The organism is Prolixibacteraceae bacterium, assembly GCA_019720755.1.
Lineage (GTDB): Bacteria > Bacteroidota > Bacteroidia > Bacteroidales > Prolixibacteraceae > Halosquirtibacter > Halosquirtibacter laminarini.
In genome coordinates this window covers 1,476,501-1,492,034 of the sequence record CP081303.1, presented here as the reverse complement: position 1 = coordinate 1,492,034, position 15,534 = coordinate 1,476,501, and the positions used below count along the sequence as shown (strand labels likewise).

13 protein-coding genes, 1 other RNA gene and 1 pseudogene are annotated in these 15,534 nt (G+C 35.2%); 4 read left to right on the top strand and 11 right to left on the bottom strand.

The window, feature by feature from the left end; genetic code table 11:
• Window positions 1-170 precede the first annotated feature (170 nt).
• Complete coding sequence (locus tag K4L44_06125) at window positions 171-1,292, top strand: acyltransferase (protein QZE15405.1); 1,122 nt, start codon at window positions 171-173, stop codon at window positions 1,290-1,292.
• Window positions 1,293-1,429: 137 nt separating this feature from the next.
• Here the strand turns inward: K4L44_06125 and K4L44_06120 are convergent.
• The 7 genes and pseudogenes from K4L44_06120 to K4L44_06090 all read right to left on the bottom strand — a co-directional run bounded on the left by K4L44_06120 (window position 1,430) and on the right by K4L44_06090 (window position 7,194).
• A pseudogene (locus tag K4L44_06120) lies at window positions 1,430-2,191 on the bottom strand (transposase).
• A gap of 125 nt (window positions 2,192-2,316) precedes the next feature.
• Window positions 2,317-2,799 (bottom strand): YhcH/YjgK/YiaL family protein, encoded by a 483-nt coding sequence (locus K4L44_06115; protein ID QZE15404.1) that lies wholly within the window; start codon window positions 2,797-2,799, stop codon window positions 2,317-2,319.
• Window positions 2,800-2,874: 75 nt separating this feature from the next.
• Window positions 2,875-3,256, bottom strand: an RNA gene (rnpB, locus tag K4L44_06110) — RNase P RNA component class A.
• A gap of 64 nt (window positions 3,257-3,320) precedes the next feature.
• A complete protein-coding gene (locus K4L44_06105) occupies window positions 3,321-3,518 on the bottom strand; it encodes a hypothetical protein (GenBank protein QZE15403.1) in 198 nt (65 codons plus the stop codon).
• An 86-nt stretch (window positions 3,519-3,604) separates the two neighbouring features.
• Window positions 3,605-5,845, bottom strand: a complete 2,241-nt coding sequence (locus K4L44_06100; GenBank protein ID QZE15402.1) for a hypothetical protein — start codon at window positions 5,843-5,845, stop codon at window positions 3,605-3,607.
• The gene (locus K4L44_06095) at window positions 5,832-6,716 is read right to left on the bottom strand and encodes a FecR family protein (protein ID QZE15401.1); all 885 of its coding nucleotides are present in this window, start codon (window positions 6,714-6,716) and stop codon (window positions 5,832-5,834) included. The genes K4L44_06100 and K4L44_06095 overlap by 14 nt, the downstream gene beginning before the upstream one ends.
• Window positions 6,697-7,194 (bottom strand): RNA polymerase sigma factor, encoded by a 498-nt coding sequence (locus tag K4L44_06090; protein ID QZE15961.1) that lies wholly within the window; start codon window positions 7,192-7,194, stop codon window positions 6,697-6,699. The genes K4L44_06095 and K4L44_06090 overlap by 20 nt, the downstream gene beginning before the upstream one ends.
• Before the next feature lie 336 nt (window positions 7,195-7,530).
• Here K4L44_06090 and K4L44_06085 point away from each other — a divergent pair, with 336 nt between their 5' ends.
• Window positions 7,531-8,847: an MFS transporter gene (locus K4L44_06085; protein ID QZE15400.1), complete on the top strand. Its 1,317-nt coding sequence runs from the start codon at window positions 7,531-7,533 to the stop codon at window positions 8,845-8,847.
• A gap of 226 nt (window positions 8,848-9,073) precedes the next feature.
• Here the strand turns inward: K4L44_06085 and K4L44_06080 are convergent, their stop codons facing one another.
• From K4L44_06080 to crcB, 4 genes are all read right to left on the bottom strand, one after another.
• A complete protein-coding gene (locus tag K4L44_06080; protein QZE15399.1) occupies window positions 9,074-10,681 on the bottom strand; it encodes a SulP family inorganic anion transporter in 1,608 nt (535 codons plus the stop codon).
• 239 nt (window positions 10,682-10,920) lie between these two features.
• The gene (locus K4L44_06075) at window positions 10,921-13,146 is read right to left on the bottom strand and encodes a patatin-like phospholipase family protein (GenBank protein ID QZE15398.1); all 2,226 of its coding nucleotides are present in this window, start codon (window positions 13,144-13,146) and stop codon (window positions 10,921-10,923) included.
• 137 nt (window positions 13,147-13,283) lie between these two features.
• On the bottom strand, window positions 13,284-13,712 hold the full coding sequence (locus K4L44_06070) for a universal stress protein (protein ID QZE15397.1): 429 nt from the start codon (window positions 13,710-13,712) through the stop codon (window positions 13,284-13,286).
• A gap of 4 nt (window positions 13,713-13,716) precedes the next feature.
• Window positions 13,717-14,079, bottom strand: a complete 363-nt coding sequence (gene crcB / locus K4L44_06065) for a fluoride efflux transporter CrcB (protein ID QZE15396.1) — start codon at window positions 14,077-14,079, stop codon at window positions 13,717-13,719.
• 593 nt (window positions 14,080-14,672) lie between these two features.
• Between crcB and K4L44_06060 the strand changes: the two genes are divergently transcribed.
• Both K4L44_06060 and K4L44_06055 read left to right on the top strand, forming a co-directional pair.
• The gene (locus tag K4L44_06060; GenBank protein QZE15395.1) at window positions 14,673-15,185 is read left to right on the top strand and encodes a patatin family protein; all 513 of its coding nucleotides are present in this window, start codon (window positions 14,673-14,675) and stop codon (window positions 15,183-15,185) included.
• Between the two features lie 129 nt (window positions 15,186-15,314).
• The gene (locus K4L44_06055) at window positions 15,315-15,533 is read left to right on the top strand and encodes a hypothetical protein (protein ID QZE15394.1); all 219 of its coding nucleotides are present in this window, start codon (window positions 15,315-15,317) and stop codon (window positions 15,531-15,533) included.
• Window position 15,534: the final 1 nt, after the last annotated feature.

Genomic DNA, 15,534 nt, shown 5'->3' with positions numbered 1-15,534 from the left:
GTAAAAAGAGCTCTTAAAATATAGAGCTAAATAGAATAATAAAACTATAGAAGTAAAACCAACAAAAAGGGGGACTCATGTATATTCAATACTCAGAGTCCTCCTTACTGTTTTAATATATTCCAACAGATATAAAAAAAGATAGTATTAATTAGCAAGTACAATAAACAATGAACACACTAGAAAAAAATCAAAGTCGAATTGAATATCTAGACCTTCTGAGGGTTCTAGCCTGTTTTATGGTTCTATTCATCCATGCAGGAGATCCATTTCTTTTTGATGGAACAACCAATACCTTTAATCCGTACACATCATTCTTAGTAGCCTTTCTTAGGCCATCTGTCCCCCTTTTTATCATGATCTCAGCAGTGCTTCTTCTGCCTATTAAACAGACTAGAACAGAATTTATCAAAAGACGATTTAAACGAGTGGGAATCCCTTTTCTAGTATGGTCAATACTTTATGTATTCTTACCCATCCCTTCCAAAATAATCTTTGGTGGTCCCACAAATCTATTCACAGATAGTGGCATGAACGTTTACCTCTACAACTTGATGATGATTCCTATCAACTTCACTGGAAGCAACGTTCACTTTTGGTTTATATATACGATTCTAGGACTATACCTTACAATGCCAATTCTTTCACCATGGATAAAACAAGCAGAACTATCCGATATTAAGTACTTTCTTATCCTTTGGGTCATCACACTTTTTTTTCCATATATTAAAATATGGTTCCCTCAAATCCTAGGGGAATGTGACTGGAACGACTTTGGAATGTTATTTTACTTTGGAGGTTATTTAGGATATGTTATTCTAGCCTACTATCTACATCATCACAACAAAATGTCATTCAAAAAATCATTTTCAATTGGCATCATAGCATTCGCTATAGGACTGGCATTTACTTACCAGGGCTTTCTATACGACTGCAATAGATTTTTGGAAGCACTCCATCAAGGGAATGAAGATTGGAAAATACTAGAACTGTGCATTGGTAATCTTACACCTAATGTAGTATTGATGACAGTTGGAGTATATCTCATGTTTCAGAAACTCTCGTTATCGAATAATGCATCGAAGTGGGTTACAACACTCTCAAAACGCAGTTATGGCATATTTCTCGTTCACTATATACTCAATCTTTGGATTGCTCCAATCATTGCTTCCAACTTATCAATCAACGAAGGAATAGAACAACTATTGGTTACGCTTATTGTCTTCACCATAGCGAATGTTATTGTATGGCTACTTAGCTATATACCCAAAAGTCGTTATATCATTGGGTAATATTTCTTAAAGAGAACACATACAAATTATAGAATACTACATCTTTATTTTAAAGAATATGTAGTATTCTTTTTCAATCTATAATAGGTATCCATTCAAACCAACAAGAAACGGAATCAGTCCAGAAATTAGGTGGGCTAAGTATATATTTTAGTCAAACGATATAAGAAAAAGCGATATCAGTTACTCCTCTTTGTGTAGCCCTAAAAGCTTTTATTTTTGCATTAAATGATTCAGCAGAAGCATTAGTGCTTCTATTATCAAGGAAATTTAACATTTCAGAATAATCACTATATATTGTATTTGAGATCTTCCTATATGTAGTAAATCAGATATCTCAACTTCGTTAAAGCCCATAGTAAGTTTTGTATATGCAACACTTTTCTCTTGTGTTTGAGAAAATATCATTCTTAATTTATGATTTAGATTGTATCCTTTCTCAATATCTGGATACAATGGAAAAAGCACCTTAGCTCTTAGAGTTTAATTTTTTCTCCCCATTTGTCTTTAGACTTGAATAACAAGTAACGACTTCTTGCAAGAAGTTGTTTAAAAGTATCTCCATTAGAAAGTAGTTCTGGTGTATATTTTCCACCTTTTTCTTTGACACATTTAATCGCATTATTTTTTTCGATGGCATTCCAACGATGTTTATTCTAATTTCTTGCAATGCATCATAGGCTAGTTTCTTCACATGAAAACGATCGATTACTTTACTTGCTTTTGGGAAACAGCTTTGAACTACCTTCCCCATAGCACCAGCCATATCTAGTGTAACCTCTTTAACTTCCTGCCTTTTATTTAAAGGGAGTTTATTGATCAGTATGCTCTTTCTATTCCCAACAATGAAAGCCACTTAGGTGAACCTTGTACTGCTCTCCGAACTGTTTGCCATTGATATCGTAAAATTTCTCAAGGCTATTGCAACTTATCGGGGATGTATCGAAGTAGCCCTTTTAAAAGAGAAGCAAAAAAGAGGTACCAAAACAGTAATCGAACACCTCTTTAATTGACTAAAGTAGAGTTACTTTACAGCAACCTTCACCACAATCTTTTTCACTAACACAGGCTTCTCTCCTGCACATTGACAAGGTGCATGAAGGTCAGTTGGAAATAGAATTGCAGCATCCCCTTTACCCATCTTAATGGTTGAGAAACTAGACACTTTTGCCAAATAAAAATCACTCTCCGAATCATATTCTATAGAATCAAAAGAATTTGTTGTAGCTCCATTATAAATAAGCTCCTCCCCTTCGTAAACAAACTGAATATCGATATACTTTTTATGGCCTTCGAAGTTTGGCACTTCTGGTTGTTTCGTTTGATAAATCTGGAAAGATGCAAAAAGATCTTTACCTTGAATCTCATGACAATATGAAGACCCATTCTCCACTTTTGAGAAATAAGATTCTAAATCTGCTTGTTTAAGAAAATCAATTCCTTTTGTGATTAACTCTTGAGAAGGAGCTTGAGCAGCTACCTCTTCTAAAATTCCAAAAAGAGCCATAATTATAAGTTTTTTTTTTATTGGTTTGTAATAAAAAATAAAGAGTCACACCCTAAGGCATAACTCTTTAAATTATAAATGTGATAACATATAAGCCGAGTTCTGTACCTCTTTCGAGGCCTCTATCATTTATCTAGATTTATTGTCACCAATAAACTCAAGCAGCCTACCCCTCTCGACAGCAATTCATAAAGATTTACTCCAAAGCGAGCAGCCTTGTACTCATATAAGTTCGAGATATATTTGGCCTTACAACACATGAGGCGTACGGCTATCCATGTTGCCACAGATACCGGTGAGCTCTTACCTCACCTTTTCACCCTTACTCCGAGGAGCGGTTATTCTCTGTTACGCTACTATAAGTTCACACCCATCTTCCCGTTAAGAAGCATGTCACTCTTTGTTGCCCGGACTTTCCTCGTTTCCACAAGGGAACCGCGATAGAGCCGTTATCACACTGCAAATATATAAATTCAATTCTTAAAAAGAAACGAATTAGTAAATGGTTATTAAAATAATATTTAACTCAATTCCCATTTTGAATAGATTAATCTACTTATATTTTCATTACACGACTTAGATGGAGTGATCAATTCACTGTCATCCAAAGAGTCTAGCCATTTTTCGACAATCTTCCAGTCTGGAGAAGAGAGATGCTGGTCAATAGACACAGGAAACGGTTTTTTTCCATTAAAAAAGATACAATATTGCTCTTTCATTATTTTTCCTACTTTTAAATGCTCATCATTATATTAATGAAACGCATTAAAGCCATTTTTATTTCTCGACAAAAAATAAATTTAACTTAAATTTCAAATTCAATCGCTCCTCCAAAGTAGTAAGAAGGTACAACCACTCCAACATCGTCCCCCTTACCTACAGTTCTTAATATAGTTGTACTCTTTAAATTATTCCCATTTCCTTGATAATCTCCATAGAGTTTGAATTTACTAGGAATTCCAAACAATTTACATCGATAATGAATATCAGTACCCCATTTAATCCAATAGTTTTGATATGGCATAGAAGCTTCAAATGGTAGCACCCAAGGGTTTCCTAAATAAATAGAGGGAGCTGTTTGGATTGTCCATCGATGATTATCATATTTAACCTTCATGTGAAAAGCATGAGAAACCCCTTCCATATAGATAGTATTTGCGAGAGGACGAACAGTTTCGTACTTTTCCATTATATATCCTGCAGAAAGGTCTATATGATTAAAAGATCGATGCAAATTGATCTTTACATACAAATTACGTTCATCTGTAAAATTACTACTTGAACCTAAATAGCAGATATTTTTATGTATATCATACCCAAAATCTAGATCTAATAGTGACCAATCTAGATTTATATTGTGCAAGAGAAAGGTATTTCGATAAGTATATTGAATTGAATCGTTTTTCTGATATATTGTATTTGTTTCGAAAATCCCCGTAGAAGGGGTGTAAATTCTCGAACTAAAAGCAGAACTAACCTCTTTGTTAATTCGTATACCAATAAAACTATGATCCTTAAGATCAACTTCAGTATAAGCACTATAACTAAATTTAAGTATATTGAGTTTATTAAAATATTTAGCACCTACATCTGCTCTTAATAATACTTTTGGAGAGATACGAAACTGATCACTTACATAGCCTGAAGTCACAAGCATATTATTCCACTGAGGATTATAGTGAATTACATCTAGAGTTCCATTTAGAAGCTCCTCTTTTACTCCCCATTCGAGCATATGCCTACTTATAACAGGATAGTTCATCGAAACAGAAAATGCCGTATTACTCAAACGACTCTTTACATTATATTCAGGAATCATGTGATTTTCTGAAATATCGTACAGATCATGGAAAAATTTCTCTTGCATCGAGATATTCAAAGATCTATTCTTATTAAGGAACATCTGATATCCGACAGAAAAATCTAACAAACTTCTTCTTCTCTTTATTATAGGCATATACTTATCCTTTGAAGAAGCAGTAGAGGATTGATGTACTGCATTGAAATCAACATAGAACTTGTTATGGTCTACAAGATATTGATAGCGTCCCATTAACGAGGCAAGATATTGATCATCAAGTGTCATAATATTGGCATCTTCCACCGTAATATTATTTGAATTAACTCCAGGGGTTCGATGTAGAGAGGCTGTAACATATACCTGTTCTATTGAATCTTTGATATGTTTCCACATCGCCCACAACTCATTGTTACCAATCTGTGCAAGTTTTTGATCTGAAGTAATAAACCATTCAAAACGATCATCAAGGATATCTTTACGGGAATTAACTTGTGGACCTACACCTCTTGCCACGCTACTATTATCATAATAGGAAGAACTAGATAAGCTATTTTGTGATGAAGAATTCCATGGGCTCTCTTGGGCTATGGATGGGTCATTCTGCGAGACTCCGTTTACATATTGACTCTTGGTGGATTCTACATCATTATTCGGATTCGATAATAGATAAGCCCACACAAGGTGAGGGATAGTATCACAAACAATCTCTTGCGAGTGAGTAACACCAGAACGATCCTCATATTCAAACCTCAAACTATCCGAGACAGACGCAATGTAATCGTTTGATGAATTCCAAAGCCATAAACCTTTTGCATTTCGAAACCCCAACAAATTTACTTGATTTCGTGCAATAAAAACAGATTTCTTTAGATTGGTTGAAATATTATGAGGATCGAAGGTTTTCTGTTTTAGTTGAATCTTCTTAGGAACAGGCTCCTTTTTAATCTCTACAACTTTTTGGGGACAAGAATAGAAAACATATACACCTGACATCTTTTCGACACAAACAGGAAAATTATTTACGGAAGATTTAATAATTGTATCAAAGTCCTCCCCAGAAGGTGTCTCAGTGACGATATATTGATTCAGTGCATCTAAATCTAGTGAAACTTGAAGATTATTCTTTTGAGCAAACTGAATGATAAAATCTCCTAGCCCCTGCCCATTTTGTGCAAACGCACAAAATGGCAACAATAAGAAACTAGAGAATAGTAATATTATATTAAAATATCTATTGAATTGCATCTATTGATTTTGTAAGAACAAAATGATCTAAGTTTTTCTCTACAAAAGAAAGGCCTAGAGGCTTACAAACCAAATTTAATGCACTTTTTATCGATTCAGGACGATCAAAAACTAATGTACTCTTCAAATCAAGATCTTCCGGAACATCAATTTTCACATTGTACTCTATCTCTAAATACTTTACTATATAATAAATACTACGTTGATGAAATGTAAATTTCTTAACCAACCAAGAAGGCTCATCCATCAAATCTTTATTCTGTTTAATAACTTTCGCTTTCTTTTCTCCTAATTTAATCATAGAATCTTTCGGATGTAGCACAACGACCTTTTCTCTGTCATTAGTAGTTACGGCTACACGACCGGTAAAACATGATACTTCAAAAGTGTTATCTACTGCCAATATATTAAACGATGTTCCCAACACTTGGGTCATTCCCATATTAGACCGTACAGTAAACCGACTTCCTTTTTTAACTTTAAAAAAGCCTTCTCCTTGAAAATTCAGTTCTCTGCTAAGATACCAACCCAGAGGTTTGTATGATACCTTTGAATTATTTTTAGCAAACACAGTAGACCCATCTGGAAGAGAAACCACAACTGGATCGCCAGTTATTGTTACCGTCCGAGTAAATCGAAAACTTCCCCACGAAGCACCAACAATCAGTAGAATGGATGCTGCCCAATATAAGATACGCATAGAGATCATCTTCGGAGGCGATTGCGCCGTAGACTCAGCACTACCAATCCTCTGAGATATCCTTGCCCATATCTCCTCGGGGGTTTCCGCATAGGTCACCTTTATGTCTGGAAAATCCTGAACATTGAAAGGATCACAATCATTTGTCCTATTATTTTTTCCGTTTCTCATAATTTAATGCACTTCTCAAGAATGCCAATGCATTCTTCATTCTCTTTTCAACAGCTTTCACTCCAATACCTAAACGTTCTGAAATCTCATTATACTTTAAAGCATCATGACGACTCATCAAAAAAACCTCTCTTTGATTATCTGGCATTTCTTCCAAAGCTTTCTCATAGCTTTGAACTAGTGCTTGATAATCGGCTTCGTCCTCTGGTGTATGATAATCGACCTCCTCAATAAAAGCAGAATATTTTTTCTGCACTTTTTGATGTCTCACCTTCGAAATCCAAAGATCTAAAGAGATCTTATACAGCAATCCAACAGTATTAGATAAATCGATCTTATCTTTTTTTTCCCACAACTTCATGAAAGCTTCTTGAGCTAAATCTGAAGCTATTTCAGGATCTCCACATCGATAATAGAGATAGTTACGTAAAGAAGGAAAATGCGCACTAAATAACTCTTCAAATTGTTCGTTACTCAAATCTTTGTATTTTTCAACATGCGATGATGTAATATTATAACCCATTACTTCTATCCACCTCTCCACAAGCCATGTTGTTGCGACCAGCAAATAAAGAGATGCCAAACATAATACTTTTTTCTACAATTCTCTCCCTCTTCAATTTTATAACTCTAAAAAGAGTTAAAGGGGGAGAGTACAATGAAGCTCATATGTAATAAAGCTTCTAAAATAATTACATTTGCACTGTCCAAGAATGAATAGTTACTCAATATCAAAGTAACTACCCATTCTACTACAATACCGATGGAGATAGGGCTTTACCCTACCTTCAATTACTCAATTTATATCTGAAACATGAACAAATTTGACAAATTCCCTATCAATCCAACCAAAACAACTTTTTTTTATGGGTGGATTATTGTTGCTGTTGGCACCATAGGAATTTTATTCAGTCTTCCAGGACAAACATCAGGGGTATCCGTTTTTACTGATCACATTCTTCAAGCGCTAAATATTAGCAGAAATAATCTTACCACGGCATATATGATAGGAACCATCGGAAGTTCTATGTTCTTAACCAAAGTAGGAAAGATGTTTGACAAAAAAGGGGCACGTATTCTTATAATCTTTGCTAGTTTACTTCTTAGTACATCATGTTTTCTCATCTCTATCTCTCCCCAGATTATAGACATTTTCGCCTCACTATTTCATCATGTCGATCGACTTGCAATAGTAATTATTATCATGTCTTTGATCTTCTTTCTTCTTCGATTTTCAGGGCAAGGAATGATGACAATGGTTTCGAGAACAATGATCATGAAGTGGTTCGACCAAAAACGAGGTTTTGCCAATGCAATTAGTGCAATCTTTGTAAGTATTGGATTCTCTATAGCACCTTTGATTTTTGCAATCGACATAGAACATTACAATTGGGATGGAGCCTACCAAGTACTAGGAGCAAGCCTTCTTCTGTTCACGATATTCGCGCTATGCTTCTATAGAGATAACCCAGAAAAGTTTGGACTAATACCTGATGGAGAAAATCATGTTTGTGAGAATGGAGAATACAAAAAGCGATATCAATTCACACTAAAAGAGGCCAAAAGGACGACAGCCTTTTGGGGTGTAGCCCTATCCACTACTTTCTTTGGTTTCTTTGTATCTGGCTTTAATTTTAATATTGTTTCTATATATAAACAAGCGGGATATACAGAAATAGAGGCTTTAAAAACTTTTATCCCCGCGACGGTGATAGCAATCATCATCTCCATGATCAGCAGTTATCTTAGTGACTATATACGAATCAAATTGATTCTCTTTGTCTATGTAATAGGAGCATTTATATGCGCTATCAGCTTCACCTATCTAGATGTAAGTCCTATAGCATATTACGCAGAAATAATTGGAATAGGTATACTGAATGGTACATATAGCACCATCTCATCCGTAGGACATCCACGTTTCTTTGGAAGAGATCACCTTGGTGCAATATCTGGATTCAACATGTCAATGATTGTATTCTTTAGTGCCATTGCCCCACTACTATTCAGTCTTTCTGAATCCTACCTAGGAGGATACAAAACGGCAGGATACATTTCTATTGTCTTTGCTGTAATACTCACCATAGTGATCATGCGAGTAAAAAATCCAGTAGTACCTAAATCAGAATAATCTAGAATATTAAAAACGTTAATGGATGGCATTTATCCCATAATAACAAAAAAGACATAGAACAAAAGCAGTTGTGTACATTTCACAACTGCTTTTTTCGTACCCATTCATTAAAACGACAACCAAGGGCTTTCGATTTTTATAGATATCATACTAATTGACAAAAAGAAGGGCACTACAAATGCAGTGCCCATTAATATATTTTATCTACGCTTGAAATTAAGCATTAAGCCTCAGCCATCACGTCTGTCACCACATAGTAGCGTGGATCTTCAACACTATTTTCGATAACAGTTGATAGATGCGGATCTGCTTTGATCAACAACCTTTTACAGTCATCACTTAAATGTTTTAAAACAACGACCTTACCTTGAGACTCATACTTTCCCACTAAAGAAGAGAGTGCTTCGACAGCAGATTGATCAGAAATTTTAGACTCAATAAAATCGATTTCAATACGATCTGGATCCCCTTTCACATCAAACTTCTGAATAAAAGTAGTTGTAGAACCGAAAAACAATGGTCCCCAAATTTCATAAACTTTGGTTCCGTCCTCTTTGACTGTTTTTCGTGCACGAATACGCTTTGCACTTTCCCATGCAAATACAATTGCCGAAACCACAACACCAGCCCCTACAGCTACTGCCAAGTCAAAAATCACAGTTAATAATGTCACCAAAACGATAACAATGGCATCAGTACTAGGAATTTTATGAATCACTTTAAAAGTAGACCACTCGAATGTTCCGATAACCACCATAAACATCACACCAACAAGCGCCGAAATTGGAACCATCTCAATATAACTAGAGCCAAACAAAATAAACGATAAGAGTGCCAATGAGGCAACAATACCTGACAATCGACCACGTCCTCCATTTTGTATATTGATAATAGACTGACCAATCATTGCACAGCCTCCCATTCCTCCAAAGATACCAGTTAATACATTTGCTGTTCCTTGTGCCACACACTCTTTATTGGCATTACCTCTTGTATCAGTAATTTCATCAATAAGGTTTAATGTCATAAGTGACTCAATCAAACCTATCGCTGCTAGTATAAGAGCATATGGAAAGATAAATTTAAGTGTTCCAATAGAAAAAGGAAGACTCATCAATGCATCCAATTGTGGAACAGGAAGTCCACCTTTTATACCATCTCCTCCACTATCACGCACAAAACTTCCAACAGTTGCCACATCGAAACCTCCGAATATGGCGATTAAAGTGATTGTCAGTATCGCAACCAATCCTGCAGGGATCTTCTTAGTTAACTTTGGTAAGAAATAGATGATAGCCATAGTCGAGATCACCATTGTGATCATAATCCATAATTCGGCTCCTTCAAGCCATACTTTTTGACCATCTACTACGTGGGTAAACATCCCCAATTGTGCAACAAAAATCACAATAGCGAGTCCGTTAACAAAACCCATCATTACTGGATGTGGAATCAAACGAACAAATTTACCTAACTTAAAAAGACCACACAATATCTGTATCATTCCCATCAAGATAACTGTTGCAAAAAGGTAGTAAAGACCTGCATTTTCAACAGGGTTTGCCCAATTCAGTCCCATTTCATTACCCTCTTTTACCAAGGACACCATTACTACAGCAAGTGCACCTGTCGCACCTGATATCATTCCTGGGCGTCCACCTAAAATTGAGGTAACAAAACCGACCATAAAGGCAGCATATAATCCCACCAATGGATCTACACCTGCCACAAAAGCAAAAGCCACGGCTTCTGGAACTAAGGCAAGTGCAACAGTTAATCCAGAAAGAATGTCATTTTTCACATTCTTAGATCTACGTTCTAACAATTCCATATATTATTTTTTAACAAAAGTCTGCAAAGATAGAGGAATAACCCCATATACAAAACAGGATACATTAAACAAAGGTTAAGAATATAGATCCTTTTTTTTAAGTGTAGCGTTATAAAAGCAAACAAGAACTTAGTTCATACCCATTGGAAGCCAATTATTAAGGAGAAATACGATCAAACATCAGAAAACATTTTTGGTCATTCACATCTAAACTGAACATAAAGAAGTGTGTTCCTTAATTATCTAAAAGGATAAAAAGCCACATTCCAATAGCTATGATAATCTTCGAGATTATATCCAAAGTTTAAAATAATATCTCCAATCATCGAACGATAACCAACCCCGATATCTAAAGCAGGAACATTCATTGAATAGTCGTTAAAATGATCCAGATCTCCATATGAAACAGTAAGCCAACTTGCTTTTGTTCGGACAAAGAAGTCATCTGCTATCCGATACCTAAGTCCGAACCCTAGACTATAGTAAGAATCTGCAAGATATTGACCATAACCAATTCCAGCAACAGGAACAATACGAGTGAACTCCTCAGAATGAATACCTCCAATCACATATTGGTCTAAATAGTTCATCTCATTAAAAGAGAGACCAGATCTTAAATCTAAGGTAGTAATCAATCTTTGAGTCAAACGCAATGGCTTAATAAGATGTACTGAAATCTGTGGGAAAAGACCATAATTATTATTTATCTCTTCACTAAGCACTTCATTTTGCTCTATTTTGGATAGCTTCACAGGACTTTTGACACTAAGGCTCACATCTGTGTAAAATCCTCTATTGGGAAGAAAATTTCTATCTAGAGAGTTTATTTTATACCTCAACTCACCAATAACAGATGTTTGGTTAAGGCGATTACTATCTAAAAACACGAAACTAACTCCCTCTCTTGGCTTCATGGATTCATAATTTCCGATAAGAGAGAATGCCAACTTACTATTCCTTGAAGTATAAAGATTCACACTTAAGTATTGCTTTACATCTGTTAGTTGGACCACTCCTAACCTATCATTTTCTTCATAAATTGGAACAAATTGATTCTCATACATAAAGCGAGCCTCAATCCCAACTCTTTTCTTTCTCCCAAAAAAGCTCTCTAATGACAATAAGAAATCAGGGGTTCTAGACAAGTTTAAAACAGAAAGAAGCCGATGGTTAACTAATGTAGAATCCAACAACTGATATTGAATTGACATCTCCAATTTGGTGCTATTGTGATATGCTACACGCACCCCTATCTGGTTATCATCTTTTTTATTGAACACAAAACGAAGAATCGTTTTTCCATTGTAGTTATCAAAAGCATATTCTACCCAGTGAAATAAATTGGTTGCCTCAAAAGAGTCCATCCATTTTGCAATAGTAACGGCATTGACAGCCTGTCCAGACTTGAAATCCATTCTTGATAAAAACACATGGGCTGTAGTATCAGATATACCAACAAATTCAATCCTATCTACCTTTCTATTAACAACATTCGGTAAAGAGATAACTTTATTGTCAAGAGAACGATAGCTTGAGAGATCTTCACAATGTGACAAACCAGCCTCTTTTCCTATTGCTATAATCTCTGAAGCTTTGCTAAAGCCCATGACTTTATATTCGCCAAGCTTGGGTTCGATCAACACATCTGCATCGTCTTTAATTCGAAAAGTCTCATTCCTACCATAAAGAGTAGAAACCTTATTCAATACAGTTACCAAATTATTTAAATCGCCCTCTTCAGGGTAGTCTAAATACCCAACATTCACGGCAATAATAATATCAGCTCCCATGCGCCGAGCCTCTTCTATAGGTAAATTATCAATTACTCCACCATCTACTAACACGCGTCCTTTATAACGAATTGGAGAAAAAGCTGTTGGAATAGCCATAGATGCGCGCATAGCAATTGCTAGATCACCTTGATCAAAAGAATAAGTTGTTCCTGTTGTTAAATCTGTAGTAACAGCCCTAAAAGGGATAGGAAATTTATTAAAGTCTGATGAAACAGGCTTTCGAATAATTAAACTATCTAATAAACGAAGAATTCGTTGCCCGTGAATCATCCCAGAAGGTAAATTAAACCTTCGGTTTGTAATAGAGAAAGATAGCATCGATCTCTCCAAAATCTCTTTCTGAGAATAATCTACTTTATTAAGAGGTTTAAAATCAGACAATATTTCACTCCAAGACACAGAAGTAACAATTTCACGCAACTCTTTACCACTATAACCTATAGCATATAAACCTCCTACAATACTCCCCATACTAGTACCAGTAATATAATCTGGACGAACACCCAAACTATCAAGCACTTCAAGAACCCCTATATGGGCTAAACCTCGAGCACCGCCTCCACTCAAGACCAATCCTATACGAGGAGAATGACTCTCATTTGGTTCTTTCTGCCCCAATACGATATGAAGAAATGAAACATTTAAGAATAGAAGAAAAAAATATTTTATCATAGAGAACTTTATTCTAACAATTTATCATATTAAAAAAGATGAATATACATTAAACGACAAGAACAAAGAAGTTATTTCTAATTTTATTAGACAAAAGATAACATATACATTCTTTTTGGAGCTTGACACACACGAAACTAGGATGGAACCACCATCAAAGGAATACGAGTATGAGATAGAATATACTTTCTTATATTCAAAGTAAATAACTCTTCTACAAACCCTTTCTGGTGTCCTCCAATAACAATCATATCTGCTTTCACCTCTTCTGCAACACGAACAATGGCCTCTTCTGGATTATCCTCTAGAATAACACATTGAATATTAGTATCGGGATAACTATCAATAAAACTCTTCAACATCGCTCTTTGACTCTTCTCAACAACTGCTTTACTCTCTTCAGGTAAAACCCCCGAGTCGATATCTCCCAACACATCCGCATGATCGATAATAGAGACCATCACTATGGCAGCATTTAGCTGTTTTGCCAAGCTTACCCCCTTATCTGCAGCTCTCTTGGTATGAACACTACCATCCACTGCAATTAAAATACACTTATATTCCATCACATTATGCTTTAACACCAATAACAATACTTCCTAACCCTAGAATGAAACTCACCAAAGCATAAGCAGCAAAAGTCCATAACTGCCCTTTTTCAATCATTACTAAGTTTTCATATACAAAAGATGAGAATGTGGTGAAACTACCACAGAAACCGATAATCCCAATATATCGAATTTCCTGAGAAAGAAAGTGACTCTCTTTAATCATCGTATAAAAAACGCCAATAAGCAAACATCCTAGTAGATTCGCAATTAATGTCCCTAAAGGGAATGAAAAATCGATTCGTCTAAACAGGTATGCAATTAAGAATCTACAAATACTTCCTAAAGAACCACCTAAAGCAATATAAAACAAGTTCTGTCCCATGCCATATTAATTTTATCGAGCCCTAGTTCATGCCCAATATATTTATATCAATAAAACTACTTATTTGGTAAACAACATTCGATCTTTATTAGTTCTAATTTGGAAAATAGAATAGACCTATATTTACCAATCAAAGACGTAATTTCGATCTCTAATTTATAACTATTTTAACAACTACAAGAAAAAAACTTCCTTATTAACATGACTTTATCATAAATACGACAGAACCTCTAATTAAATCAGTGGATACCTTTCTCATCAGCAAAAATATAATTTAATAAACAAAATCATAGATTCCCTTATCTTCATTTTTATTCTAATGACGCCACAATTCTATAACGTAAATAAAATCAACGAAACAGTCTATTTACACAACAACTACGAAACAAACGATTCATTACAATAGTAGAATCTCACTTCATCCATTTAATATGACCAATTATGAGCCAATAATGGGAAATATTCTGGATTAAATATTTTCCACTTAACATGACATTATCTCAAATCCAATGAAGTCATTCTGTTCTTTTGATAAAAAAAACATAGTAATATATTTGTACACAAAACACACTTAGGTTTAACAAATGTAAATCATGAAAAATAGCAAAACGGCATTAGTTCTCGAGGGAGGGGGTTCTCGTGGCATGTATACCGCAGGAATACTAGAGCTTTTCCTCGAACATAACATCTATCTCGATGCGACCTATGCCATATCATCAGGAGCATTATACGGGATTTCATATATTTCAAAACAACCAGGACGTAATATAGAGGTAAATAGTTATTGTGGCGATTCACGTTATTGTGGAGTCAAGCACCTCATCAAGTCAAAATCTTATATATCATGGGACTTTCTTCTAAGTGAGCTACCTTTCAATCTACTTCCGTTAGACTTCAAAACAATTGAACAGTCACCTAATTTCTTCGTTGGAACAAGCAATTGCATCACGGGCAAAGCAGATTTTTACAAAATAAACGATCTAAAGCCAAAAGAGGTTGCCACCCTACTCCAAGCAAGTGGATCCCTTCCAGTTATTTCCCCAATGGTAGATTACAACAACAATAATTATTTAGATGGGGGGTTGGCTGATTCTATTCCTTTTTAAAAAGCATTAGAAGATGGAGCAGAAAAAATCATTGTAATATTAACTCGTCCTAGAAACTATCGAAAGTCTGAATTAAGATTAAAGAAGGTGTTTAAATGGCCATATCGGAAACATCCTAAAGTATATGAAATGCTAGAGAAACGACACCTTCAATACAATGAGTCCTTGGAGAAACTAAAAGAGCTAGAAATGCAAGGAAAAGCTTTTGTTATTAGTCCTCAAGAAGATCTTGCAATTGGGAGGTTGGTAAAAGATTCAGACAAGACAGCCAAAATATTTAACCTCGCTTACCAACAAGGACAACATACCCTTCCATCATTAAAAAAGTGGTTAAACGAAAAGATTTAGA

Bases quoted from the DNA above. Each gene is read 5' to 3' on its own strand.
- K4L44_06100 (QZE15402.1), bottom strand. From the start codon at position 5,845: ATGCAATTCAATAGATATTTTAATATAATATTACTATTCTCTAGTTTC.
- K4L44_06075 (QZE15398.1), bottom strand. From the start codon at position 13,146: ATGATAAAATATTTTTTTCTTCTATTCTTAAATGTTTCATTTCTTCAT.
- K4L44_06115 (QZE15404.1), bottom strand. From the start codon at position 2,799: ATGGCTCTTTTTGGAATTTTAGAAGAGGTAGCTGCTCAAGCTCCTTCT.
- K4L44_06105 (QZE15403.1), bottom strand. From the start codon at position 3,518: ATGAAAGAGCAATATTGTATCTTTTTTAATGGAAAAAAACCGTTTCCT.
- K4L44_06095 (QZE15401.1), bottom strand. From the start codon at position 6,716: ATGAGAAACGGAAAAAATAATAGGACAAATGATTGTGATCCTTTCAAT.
- K4L44_06055 (QZE15394.1), top strand. From the start codon at position 15,315: ATGCTAGAGAAACGACACCTTCAATACAATGAGTCCTTGGAGAAACTA.
- crcB (QZE15396.1), bottom strand. From the start codon at position 14,079: ATGGGACAGAACTTGTTTTATATTGCTTTAGGTGGTTCTTTAGGAAGT.
- K4L44_06070 (QZE15397.1), bottom strand. From the start codon at position 13,712: ATGGAATATAAGTGTATTTTAATTGCAGTGGATGGTAGTGTTCATACC.
- K4L44_06080 (QZE15399.1), bottom strand. From the start codon at position 10,681: ATGGAATTGTTAGAACGTAGATCTAAGAATGTGAAAAATGACATTCTT.
- K4L44_06085 (QZE15400.1), top strand. From the start codon at position 7,531: ATGAACAAATTTGACAAATTCCCTATCAATCCAACCAAAACAACTTTT.
- K4L44_06060 (QZE15395.1), top strand. From the start codon at position 14,673: ATGAAAAATAGCAAAACGGCATTAGTTCTCGAGGGAGGGGGTTCTCGT.
- K4L44_06125 (QZE15405.1), top strand. From the start codon at position 171: ATGAACACACTAGAAAAAAATCAAAGTCGAATTGAATATCTAGACCTT.